This is a genomic window from Leptotrichia sp. oral taxon 879 str. F0557, from assembly GCF_000469385.1.
Lineage (GTDB): Bacteria > Fusobacteriota > Fusobacteriia > Fusobacteriales > Leptotrichiaceae > Leptotrichia > Leptotrichia mesophila.
Genome location: NZ_KI271304.1, coordinates 1 through 11,900, shown reverse-complemented (window position 1 = coordinate 11,900; position 11,900 = coordinate 1). Strand labels below are relative to the sequence as shown.

The 11,900-nt window shown below is 31.5% G+C and carries 10 protein-coding genes; all 10 read left to right on the top strand.

Annotated elements, in window-relative coordinates; translation table 11 throughout:
- The first annotated feature begins 773 nt into the window (after nt 1–773).
- Complete coding sequence (locus tag HMPREF1552_RS03775) at nt 774–2,120, top strand: folylpolyglutamate synthase/dihydrofolate synthase family protein (protein ID WP_021743761.1); 1,347 nt, start codon at nt 774–776, stop codon at nt 2,118–2,120.
- Nucleotides 2,121–2,346: 226 nt separating this feature from the next.
- A complete protein-coding gene (locus HMPREF1552_RS03770) occupies nt 2,347–3,126 on the top strand; it encodes a lipopolysaccharide assembly protein LapB (protein ID WP_021743760.1) in 780 nt (259 codons plus the stop codon).
- 137 nt (nt 3,127–3,263) lie between these two features.
- The gene (locus HMPREF1552_RS03765) at nt 3,264–4,004 is read left to right on the top strand and encodes a lipopolysaccharide assembly protein LapB (RefSeq protein ID WP_021743759.1); all 741 of its coding nucleotides are present in this window, start codon (nt 3,264–3,266) and stop codon (nt 4,002–4,004) included.
- 133 nt (nt 4,005–4,137) lie between these two features.
- Nucleotides 4,138–4,299, top strand: a complete 162-nt coding sequence (locus HMPREF1552_RS03760) for a hypothetical protein (protein ID WP_039901132.1) — start codon at nt 4,138–4,140, stop codon at nt 4,297–4,299.
- Nucleotides 4,300–4,598: 299 nt separating this feature from the next.
- Nucleotides 4,599–6,278, top strand: a complete 1,680-nt coding sequence (gene ilvD / locus HMPREF1552_RS03755) for a dihydroxy-acid dehydratase (protein WP_196808118.1) — start codon at nt 4,599–4,601, stop codon at nt 6,276–6,278.
- Between the two features lie 27 nt (nt 6,279–6,305).
- Complete coding sequence (locus HMPREF1552_RS03750; protein ID WP_021743756.1) at nt 6,306–7,175, top strand: alpha/beta hydrolase; 870 nt, start codon at nt 6,306–6,308, stop codon at nt 7,173–7,175.
- Between the two features lie 397 nt (nt 7,176–7,572).
- On the top strand, nt 7,573–8,790 hold the full coding sequence (gene ilvA / locus HMPREF1552_RS03745; RefSeq protein ID WP_039901130.1) for a threonine ammonia-lyase: 1,218 nt from the start codon (nt 7,573–7,575) through the stop codon (nt 8,788–8,790).
- Nucleotides 8,791–9,304: 514 nt separating this feature from the next.
- On the top strand, nt 9,305–11,023 hold the full coding sequence (gene ilvB, locus HMPREF1552_RS03740; protein WP_021743753.1) for a biosynthetic-type acetolactate synthase large subunit: 1,719 nt from the start codon (nt 9,305–9,307) through the stop codon (nt 11,021–11,023).
- Entirely contained in the window at nt 11,016–11,504 is a 489-nt protein-coding gene (gene ilvN, locus HMPREF1552_RS03735) for an acetolactate synthase small subunit (protein WP_021743752.1), read from the top strand. The genes ilvB and ilvN overlap by 8 nt, the downstream gene beginning before the upstream one ends.
- Before the next feature lie 34 nt (nt 11,505–11,538).
- Nucleotides 11,539–11,900: class I SAM-dependent methyltransferase (locus tag HMPREF1552_RS03730; protein ID WP_021743751.1), on the top strand; the 362-nt coding region annotated here is incomplete at its 3' end.

The window sequence follows — 11,900 nt, the reverse complement described above, 5'->3', positions numbered from 1 at the left end:
CATAGTTTAAACATTTTCTTGGTCTTGAGTTTATAGGCATTGAAATTCTTTCTCTCTGTCTGATGTAAAAGTTTTAAAAACTTCTCTTGGAATATTTGGTGTCAGTTGCTTTATTATATCTAGCATTGAATTTTTGTTTTTATCTGCTATTTTTATTGCTACATAAAATGAATCTCGTCTTTAACTTCACAAATATTGCAAAACAGGCTCTGGTCAACTATCAAGTCTAATTTCCAATCTGTTTTCTTGGCTTCTTCTGGTCTCTCGCTAATTGACTTTCTGATATTAAATTTTCGTTTTGTCTCTTTAGTTTTTACTTTCTTCCCCCAATTATTAAGGTAGATAATCAGAAAATTGCTGTATAGTTAGATATAGATAATCTTGAAGGACAATCTTTCTTTTAATTCCCTCCCAGCAATCTATTAAGACGATCATGTTTTACAGAATTTGTCTTCTATTAGGAATTTCAATTCAGGAGTAATTTTTAGATTTTTTTTAATCTCATGATAAATGGTAGCTCCGTTCTTATTAAGAATTTGAGTAATTTTAGAAATCCTGTAATATTCTTTTAACAGAACCTCTAGTTTATTTCTTTCGTTTATGGTAAAATATTTATGGCTCATGATATATTTCCTTTTGTCAATGTTTTTGTAGTTACTAATATTTTAACGCGAAATTATCATGAGTTTCTATATTTTTTTAGTTTGTTGCAATATTATTATACAATCTATGATACTAAATAAAAATAAAGGAGATATTGAGAAAATTAGATAATGAAAATAGATGAGATTTTAGAAAAAATTTTTAATATGAGAACGATTAATAAAAGAATAACTAATGAATCTTTAAATCAAAATAATGAAAAACTGAAAAAAATATATGAGTTGCTGGGAGAACCGTGTAAAAATAAGAAAATTATTCATATTGCAGGAACGAATGGGAAAGGTTCGACAGTTACATTTTTAGAGGGTATTTTTTTCTCAGCGGGATATTCTGTTGCAAAGTTTACTTCGCCACATATTTTACGGTTTAATGAGAGAATCTTAGTAGATAAAGAGATGATTTCTGATGAGGATGTTGTGAAGTATTATGAAGTTGTTATGGATATTTTGGAAAAAAACTCGTTGCAGATAAATTTTTTTGAGATAACGACTTTTATGGCTTTGCTTTATTTTGAGGAAAAAAATCCTGACTTTATATTTCTGGAAACTGGTCTTGGCGGAAGATATGACGCTACAAATGTTGTAAATTCGGCAATTGCGGCTATAACAAATGTGAGTTTTGATCACATCAGTCTTTTGGGAAATTCGCTTGAGAAAATTGCAGACAGAAAAGCTGGGATTATAAAAGATGGACAGCTGTGCATTTATGCTCAGAATTTGGCTGAATTGGAGAATGCGGTAAAAAAGAAAACTGATAATTCGGTAAATGTCTTGAAAAAGTATGAAAATTTGCAAGTCGAGCTGGATACACAAAATTATAAGACAATTATAAAGATTTTGAAAAGTGAAAATTTAGATGAATCTGAAAATATTGAAGATAAAAAAAATAAACATAATTTGGAAAAAATATTTAAATTGCCACTTTTTGGAAAATTTCAGGCAAATAATTTTTTGATTGCTTACGAAATTGCTAAAATTTATAGTATCAGCGATGAAGTTATTCAGAAAGGACTTGATGAAATTTCCCTGGCTGGGCGGTTTGAGATTTTTTCACAAAATCCAGTTACAATTCTGGATGTGGCTCATAATGATGATTCTGTGCGAGTTCTTGTAGAAAATTTGAATGAACTTTTTAAAAACGATGAAGTGATTTTTATTCTTTCGATACTTGGAACAAAGGATATTGCAAATATTTTTGAGAAAATTTTGGAAAAAAATTGCAAAATTTTTATAACTTCTCTAAAAGACGTTACTTACGGACTTTCTGCCAATGAAATAAAGAAAAATCTGGAAAATGCAAATATTTTGACAAATAATATTATTTTTGAAGACAATATTTTAGATGCCTATAATCAGGTAAAAGAAATGGTTTTGGAAAAGAATAGTCGGTATAAGGTGATAGTGGTTTGTGGCTCTTTTTATGAAATTGCGAAATTTAAGAAGTTATTTTTGAAATAGATAAAGTCAAGGAATGTAAGGAAAAATGGAATTAATGTTTTTTCTTATTTATAAGGAAAGTAAGGTTGCTTTTTTGTGTAATTTTTACTATAATAACGACTTCTATTCTTTTACTTTGTCTAAGTCTATGTAAAATTTTGATTTTTTTAATAATTGTGATACAATAAACGGAGAAATTTTTAATTAAATAAAAACAAAGAAATAATGAAAAAAGGTAGGTATAGAAATGAAGAAATTATTAGTTTTTGTGGTGATTCTAACTAATTTGATTTTTGGAATACAAGGATTTTCACAAATGAATTCTAAGGAATTTGAAAAAGTGATGGAGAAAGTGTCGGAAGAATATGATAAAGGGAATAGACAGAAGGCAATATCAATGTTAAAAGAAGATATACAAAAAAATCCAACTAATGTTGTATTAAAAGCTGTATTGGGAATGTTGTATGATGACATGGGCAAAAAGAATGAAAGTGAAAAAGAATTAAATGAAGCGATAGAGATGCAGAAAAAATATCCTTTTATAGCAGATGATGGGAAGAAATATGATATAAGGCTATTAACAGGGATAGTTTATATGGGAATGGAAGAATATGAAAAAGCATTAAAGTGGCTTAGCAAAATCGATAATAAAAATCTTGAAAGCGGGGATGAGGTAAATTTTATAATGGGCTCTTTAAATTATAAATTGAAAAATCCGGAAGAAGCAAAGAAATATTTTTTGAAATATTATAATAAAGATGCAGAAGGAGATTCAGAAAATATTTTGGGAATGATTTACCATGACGAAGGAAATCAGAAAGAAGCAATGAAATGGTATCTGAAGGCAATTGAGAAAAATAATTTAGATGCAAAAATAAATTTAGGAGTACTTTATGCTGAATTGGGAGATAATACAAAATCATTACAATTGCTTAGAAAGGCGTTGAGTGAGGCTAGAAAAATAAAAGATACAGAAAAGATAAAAGTTATACAGGAATCTATTAGAGAAATTGAAAGCAATAATTAAATTTATTATTATTTTTACGTTATATTTAAAACCAAATAAAAAATTATAAAAAGTATGAATAGATAAGAACAGAATAACTAGAATTCTTAAATAAGATTTAAAAAAATTTAAACAAGAAGTAGAGAGGAAGAAATATTATGAAGAAATATTTGATTTTATTATTAGTGATTGTAAACTTAGGTTTAGGGGTTCAGAGTTTTTCAGCAATGACAAAGGAGGAGAAAATAAAGCTGGAAAAACAAATACAGGAGGCATACGAGAAAAATGATGAAAAGAAGGCATTACTATTGGTTGCAAAATATGTGAAGGAATTTCCAAATAATGCTGATTATTTAAATAAGCTAGGAGTTTTATATGATAATAAAGATGATCATATAGAAGCTGAGAAATGGTATTTAAAGGCTATAGATAATGGAAGTTTTATTGCGATTTCAAACTTAGCAAATTTGTATATTGAAAAAAAAGAATATGAAAAATCAATAAAATATTACAAAGAATATCAGAAAGTAGCAGATAATACAGAAAATTATTTTTGGATTGCGGCGGCATATGCTGAGTTAGAGGATTATAAGAATGCAAAAGAATGGTATTTAAAATCGGTAAAATTTGAAAAAGATGGATCGCCAGAAAATAGGCTAGGACTAATTTTTGATAATGAAGGAAATCAAAAAGAGGCAATAAAATGGTATAATGCATCTATTCAAAAGGGTAATTTATGGGCATATGATAATTTAGCAGTCTTGTATTTAAACTTAGGAGATTATGACGCTGCTGAAAAATTAGTACGAAAAGGATTAGGACTGGTTAAAAGTCCAGATGATAAGGATATAAAAAAAGAATTTGAGGAAACACTTGAAATGATTAAGAAAGCAAGATAAATTTTAAATTCATTTAACATTAACAGAATATATAAGCCATATATATAATATATATTTTACAAAATGATTGATTTTTGATATAATAATTTCATACAGATAAATGAATCAAAAAATTGAAAAACTGGAGGAAATTATGTCATTATTAATTTTAGTCTTATCATTATTACTGATTATTGAAATTTTAGGAATTAAAGTTGTACAAAATAGAAAATACGTTGCCTTAAAAGTTTCTAACAATGATTTTGTTGTATCGGTAAATGATAGAGAAGTAATGGCTAATTTTACTGGGAAATAATTGATAGAATTATATGGAATAATAAAAAAACTGTTATTGTTTTTGTAACTTTGAGGCGATTTATATACAAATCGTCTTTTATTTTTTTTAAAAACTAGTAAAAATAAAGTATTCAATGCAATTTATAAAGAAAAATAAGTAAAAATTTTATAAAATATGTGATAAAATATAATCAAATAACTTTAAATGATTATTTTTAAAGTTTGCTGATATTTTATAGATAAAAATATATAGGGAAATCTTAAAAATTGAGATTAACTATGTATGAAAAAAAAACAAATTTTAGGAGAGTGAAATCAATGACAATGAAAGGAAAAGGAAGAAGTAACAACTTGACAAGAGGGGAGGCTAGAGCTCCACACAGATCGCTTTTGAAAGGGCTAGGATTTACAAGTGAGGAAATGGATCGTCCAATTATTGGGATAGCTAACTCATTTAATGAAATTATACCGGGGCATGTTCATTTGAAAAACTTGGTTCAGGCTGTGAAGGATGGTATAAGAATGGCTGGAGGAGTTCCTATGGAATTTAATACAATTGGAATTTGTGATGGACTTGCAATGAATCATATTGGGATGAAATTTTCACTGGTAACAAGAAACATAATCGCAGATTCGATTGAAGCAGTTGCAATGGCTACTCCGTTTGATGCGATTGTATTTATGCCAAACTGTGATAAGGTAGTGCCTGGAATGTTGATTGCAGCTGCAAGACTAAATATACCGTCAATATTTGTAAGTGGAGGGGCGATGCTTGCAGGAGTGTATAAAGGTAAGAAGATAGGACTTAGCAATGTGTTTGAAGCAGTTGGACAATATGAAGCTGGATTAATAACTAAAAGAGAACTTAATTCTGTTGAAGAAATGGCATGTCCGACTTGCGGATCTTGTGCAGGAATGTATACAGCAAATACAATGAACTGTTTAACAGAAGCACTTGGACTAGGGCTTCCAGGAAACGGAACTGTACCAGCAGTATTTTCAGAAAGAATACGGCTTGCTAAAAAAGCTGGGATGCAAATTATGGAAGTATTGAAAGCAGATGTTCGTCCAAAAGATATTTTGACAAGAGAAGCATTTGAAAATGCGGTTGCAATGGATATGGCTCTTGGTGGATCATCAAATACAGCTCTACACTTGCCAGCGATAGCACATGAAGCAGGAATAAAATTGACATTGGAGGATTTTAATGAAATTGCAAAAATAACTCCGCAATTGTGTAAATTATCGCCATCTGGAGAACATTTTATAGAAGACTTGTATAGAGCAGGTGGAGTAACAGGAGTCATGAAAAGAATGCTTGAAAATGGAAGATTGCATGAAAATACAAAAACTGTAGCATTGCGTACTCAAGGAGAACTTGCAAAAGAAGCATTTATAAATGATGATGATGTAATCAAGCCTTGGGATAAACCAGCCTACAAAACTGGTGGAATTGCAGTATTAAAAGGAAATTTGGCACCAGACGGCTGTGTTGTTAAAGAAGGAGCAGTAGATCCAGAAATGTTACAGCATACAGGGCCAGCAAAAGTATTTAATAGTGAGGAAGAAGCTGTAGAAGCAATTGTTGGTGGAAAAATCGTAGCAGGAGATGTTGTAATTATTAGATATGAAGGACCAAAAGGTGGACCTGGAATGAGAGAAATGTTATCACCAACTGCGATGATTGCTGGAATGGGACTTGATAAAGATGTTGCATTGATTACAGATGGAAGATTTTCAGGAGCGACAAGAGGAGCTTCAATTGGACATGTTTCGCCAGAGGCCGCTTCGGGTGGAAATATTGCTATAGTTCAAGATGGAGATATTATTGAAATTGATATTCCAAGCAGAACAATAAATATAAAAATTTCGGATGAAGAAATTGAAGCAAGAAAAGCTAAATTGGAACCATTCAAAATTGAAGTAAAAGGGTATTTGAGAAAATATGCAATGCACGTGTCTTCTGCGGATAGAGGGGCTATTGAAATATTGGATTAATGTGTTTTAACAAAGGAGAAGATTGAAATGGGAAATGGTGGAGAAAGTAAAGTTTTAAATATTGAGCTGACACAAGAGAAGATAAAATCAATAGTGAATGTTACTTATTCACAGCCAGTCAGCTATTTTAGAAAAAATATAAAATTGGAAATGGATATTTTGAAACCAAATAGAGAAGGAAAGTTTCCAACAGTGCTGTTTGTAACAGGTGGCTCATTTGCACATAGCTACAAGGAAAATTATCTACAGCAAAGAATTGAAATTGCAAAGGCTGGTTATGTGGTTGCAAGCATGGAATATAGAACTATTCCTGATGGAGTATTTCCGCAAAGTGTGGAAGATGTAAAATCAGCAATCAGATTTTTGAAGGCTAATGCTGATGAATATGGGATAGATAAGGAAAGAATAGCTATAATGGGAGATTCTGCTGGTGGATATCTTGTAGCAATGGCTGGAGCGACAAATGGAACAAGAGATTTTGACAAAGGTGAAAATTTATCTGAAAATAGCGATATAAAGGCAGTTATTGATATTTATGGAGTAACAGACTTTGGAGAAGTGGATTTTGAAATTCCAGATGATATTGATGAAGGTTACAGGGCAATATTATTATCAGTGAAATTTTGGCTAAATGATGTAAGAAATGATATAAAAGTAACAAACCCAATATCATATATTTCCGACAAAACCCCACCATTTCTATTGATGCACGGAGATGCAGACACTTTAGTCCCTCCAATCCATACAGAAAAACTTCACAAGGCATTAATTGAAAAAGGGATAGAATCAACAAGATATGTAGTAACTGGGGCAGGACATTCTGATGAATATTGGTTTCAGCCAGAAATTGTAAATATAATAATAGAGTTTTTAAATGAAAAGATAAAAAATATCTAATATTTAAATAAAAAATAGATAATGTAGCCGCAATTTTAAATTTTGTAAAAAGAATTATAGTTAATGGGTATTTTTTTCTGTAATTTTTGTTTCTAAAAATTCACGGAATTTTTAACTTAACGATACTACTTGTAATAGTAAAAATAATAAGCAAAATTTCGTTAAAGGAAAAAGAACTGTTTGAGCTTTTGGAATATATTTTGAATGAAATGCAGTTGCTTTTATTAAAATAATTGAAATTCAAAAGCGAGTTTTCTTTTTTCTTTATAAGAAAGTTTTGCGTAAAGCGGGGATGTAAGGGCATGGCGATTGATGCCCTTACGTTAAAAATATAAATAAAAAAATATTATATAAAAATAGATATTTAAAATAAAATTTTTTGAAGAAGGTGAAGAGATTGCATAAACTTTATGATTTTATAGAAGCAAGAGAGAGATTAAGCACTGTGATTACTAAAACTAAATTGATTCACAGTTCAGTGTTCTCGAAAGAAACTGGAAATGATGTTTATATTAAGCCTGAAAATTTACAAAGAACAGGTTCGTTTAAAATTAGGGGAGCATATAACAAGATTGCAAAATTGACAGAAGAAGAGAAGAGAAAGGGAGTTATTGCTTCATCAGCAGGGAATCATGCTCAGGGTGTGGCTCTTGCAGCTCAAAAACTAGGAATTAAGGCAGTTATTGTAATGCCTAAATACACACCGCTTATAAAGGTGGAAGCAACTCGTCAATATGGTGCTGAAGTTATTTTGGCAGGAGAAGAATACGATGATGCCTATAATTATGCAAGAGAATTGCAGGAGAAGGAAGGGTATGTGTTTATTCATCCGTTTAATGATGATGATGTTGTGGAAGGACAGGGAACGATTGCACTTGAAGTGTTAGAAGAATTACCTGATGCTGATATAATTCTTGTGCCACTTGGAGGTGGAGGACTAATTTCAGGAATTGCACTTGCGGCAAAACTGAAAAATCCTATGATAAAAATAATCGGTGTGGAGCCAGAAGGAGCAGCTTCGGCAATTGCAGCTCTAAAAAATGGAGATGTTGTGGAACTGCCTGAAACTAATACAATTGCTGATGGAACAGCAGTTAGGAAAATTGGGGAATTGAATTTTGATTATATAAAAAATTATGTGGACGATATAATTACAATTTCAGATTATGAACTTATGGAGTCATTTCTTCTATTAGTTGAAAAACATAAAATTGTTGCAGAAAATGCAGGAGTTCTTTCGGTTGCGGCACTTAGAAAAATTAATGAAAAAGGAAAGAAGATTGTATCAATTTTAAGTGGAGGAAATATTGATGTGCTGACTATTTCTTCTATGATAAATAAAGGGCTTATTGTAAGAGGGAGAATATTTAGATTTTCGGTTGACTTGCCTGATAAACCAGGACAGCTGGTTACTGTATCGCAAATCTTATCTGAACAAAATGCAAATGTTATAAGGCTTGATCATAATCAGTTTAAAAATCTTAATAGATTTCACGATGTGGAACTTCAGGTAACGGTGGAAACAAATGGTGAGGAGCATATTCAAAAAATAATAGAAGAATTTAACAAAAAAGGATATGTAGTTAAAAGATTGAATTCTCAGGAGATAGAATAGAAAAGTTAAATAGTATGCAATTAAAAATTTATTAAACATTTACTGTTTATACTAAATCCCATTTAAATAACGAAATTATTACAAACTTTTTTAATAAAGGATATAAGCCTAATATTTTCAAATAATTAAAATATAATTTTCATTTTTTAAATAAAGTCTAGTATAAATAATCTGTCGGAGCATTTTTCTGTGCTGGCAAAACTGTTTGAGTGTAGCGAGTTTTTTGTCAGTGCAGAGAGTGTCGTAGACTAGCCAATAGGTTATTGCGTAGCAATTCTTGCCATAATTTTGATTATTAGGATAAACCTTTACTGCAAGATAAGGTTTTGTGAATGAGCAATCCTACGAAAATAAAAATGAAAAAATATTTATTAATCAAGATATCTAAAAAATCATTCCTATTTTTAAATGGGATTTAGTATTAAATGGGAAATACTATTAGAAATATTATAAATCAAGAAATTAAATTATCGAAAAATTAATAAAAAAATCAAAAAGAAAAGGTGGTTGAAAAATGAGTAACGAAATGATAAATGGTGCAAGAATGCTATTGGAATGCCTTCATAGAGTGGGCGTAACTGATATGTTTGGGTATCCTGGTGGAGCGGTAATACCAATTTATGATGAAATTTACAGCTTTGGTAAAATTAAACATTATTTTGCAAGACATGAGCAAGGGGCGGTGCATGCGGCAGATGGTTATGCGAGAGTTTCTGGAAAAGTGGGAGTTTGCCTTGCTACCTCGGGACCTGGAGCAACAAATTTGGTTACAGGGATTATGACTGCACATATGGATTCTGTACCATTACTGGCAATAACAGGACAGGTAAGAAGCAACTTGCTTGGTAGAGATGCTTTTCAGGAAACTGATATTGTAGGAATTACCGTTCCAATAACAAAAGGGAATTATTTGGTGCAAAATATTAAAGATATTCCAAGAATTATAAAAGAAGCTTATTTTATAGCTTCAACAGGAAGACCAGGACCTGTACTGGTAGATATTCCAAACGACATTCAACAGCAGGAAATATCTTATGATGAATTTAATAAGCTATTTGACAAGGAAGTACAGCTGGAAGGATACGAGCCGACTTATGTTGGGCATCCTGTACAGATAAAAAGAGCTTTATCATTGATAAAGAAAGCTAAAAAACCGTTAATTATAGCGGGAGCGGGTGTCATGAAATCTGGAGCTTCGAAGGAACTTTTAGAGCTGGCAAATAAAATGGATATGCCAGTAACTACAACTCTTTTAGGACTTGGAGCATTTCCTGAAAATCATGACTTGTCACTTGGAATGCTTGGAATGCATGGGACTGTTCCAGCAAATTATGCCACAGACGAGGCAGATTTAGTAATTGCGGCTGGGATAAGATTTGATGATAGAATCGCAGGAAATCCAAGTAAATTTTGTGAACATGCGAAAATAATACATATAGATATTGACCCTGCTGAAATCGATAAAAATAAAAAGGCTGATGTTCCAATAGTTGGAGATTTGAAAAATGTGCTTTCTGAAATCAATAAGGAATTGGAGCCACAGGATCACAAAGAATGGACAGATAAAGTAAAGGAATGGAAAAAGGAATATCCATTGGCACATAGAGATGTTGGTAAGGATAAATTGCTTCCACAGGAAGTGTTAAAGGCGATTAATGATATTCTGGATGGGGATACAATTGTTGTAACAGATGTTGGACAACATCAAATGTGGAGTGCACAGTATATGACTTACAAACATGCTAATAGCATCGTAACTTCAGGTGGAGCTGGAACAATGGGATTTGGAGTGCCAGCAGCAATTGGAGCTCAAGTTGGGGCGAGAGATAAGAAAGTTGTGTTAATTGTTGGAGATGGCGGTTTTCAAATGACACTTGAAGAAATTATGATGATTAGACAGTATAACTTGCCAGTAAAAATAGTAATTATAAATAATTCATTCTTGGGAATGGTTAGACAATGGCAGGAGTTATTTAAAGATAGAAGATATTCTTTTGTTGATTTGGAATGTAATCCTGATTTTGTGAAAATTGCTGATGCTTATGGTATAAAATCGGAAAGACTGAAGACAAAGGCAGATTTGGAGAATAAATTAAAAGATCTGATTTTATCAGATGAAGGTGTGATATTGGATTGTATCGTTGAAAAGGAAGAAAATGTGTTTCCAATGATACCAGCAGGAAAAACTGTAAGTCAAATGATAGGTAAGAAAGGGGTACTGGAAAATGATTAAGGAGCATGAAATATTAATAATTACAAAAAATACAAGTGGAATTGTATCAAGAATAATGTCTATGTTTAATAGAAGAGGATATTCGGTAAACAAGATGACTGCTGGAGTTACAAACAAGCCAGGTTATGCGAGATTGACACTTACAGTTGATGGTGACGACAAGGCATTAAATCAGATTCAAAAACAAGTTTATAAAATCGTTGATGTTGTGAAAGTAAAGATTTTTCCATCAGAAGGAGTTATAAGGCGTGAACTTATGCTTATAAAAGTAAAATCTGATGCTCAGACAAGAGCTCAAATCGTTCAAATTGCAGACATTTATCGTGGAAAAGTCCTAGATGTGGCACCAAACTCGCTTGTAATAGAACTTACAGGAAATGTGAAAAAATTGCGTGGATTTGTGGAAATGATGAAAAGTTATGGAATACTTGAAATCGCCAAAACAGGGGTTGTAGCAATGAGTAGAGGCGAAAAAATGTAATATTTAAAAAAAAGTATAGAAGGGAAGTAATAAAATGAAAATAAGTCAGCATTGGGAAAAGGAAAAATATGAGAAAAATGCACGCTTTGTATCAACTTATGGAGAAGACCTGATTGAATGGTTAAATCCTCAAAAAGATGAGTATATCTTGGATTTAGGTTGTGGAGATGGAGTATTGACTAAGAAAATCACTGAATATGGGTGCAAAGTTTTAGGACTTGATGGAAGTCAGAAATTTGTTGAAGCGGCAAGAAAAATTGGGATTGAAGCCATACAGGGAGATGCACAGAATATGAAATTTGAAAATGAGTTTGATGCGATTTTTTCCAATGCGGCGCTTCATTGGATGATAAATCCAGAGAAAGTGATGGAAGGAGTAGCTCGAGCCTTGAAAAA

Coding starts and splice junctions, on each gene's coding strand:
- HMPREF1552_RS03775 (WP_021743761.1), top strand. CDS start 774: ATGAAAATAGATGAGATTTTAGAAAAAATTTTTAATATGAGAACGATT.
- HMPREF1552_RS03770 (WP_021743760.1), top strand. CDS start 2,347: ATGAAGAAATTATTAGTTTTTGTGGTGATTCTAACTAATTTGATTTTT.
- HMPREF1552_RS03765 (WP_021743759.1), top strand. CDS start 3,264: ATGAAGAAATATTTGATTTTATTATTAGTGATTGTAAACTTAGGTTTA.
- HMPREF1552_RS03760 (WP_039901132.1), top strand. CDS start 4,138: ATGTCATTATTAATTTTAGTCTTATCATTATTACTGATTATTGAAATT.
- ilvD (WP_196808118.1), top strand. CDS start 4,599: ATGACAATGAAAGGAAAAGGAAGAAGTAACAACTTGACAAGAGGGGAG.
- HMPREF1552_RS03750 (WP_021743756.1), top strand. CDS start 6,306: ATGGGAAATGGTGGAGAAAGTAAAGTTTTAAATATTGAGCTGACACAA.
- ilvB (WP_021743753.1), top strand. CDS start 9,305: ATGAGTAACGAAATGATAAATGGTGCAAGAATGCTATTGGAATGCCTT.
- ilvN (WP_021743752.1), top strand. CDS start 11,016: ATGATTAAGGAGCATGAAATATTAATAATTACAAAAAATACAAGTGGA.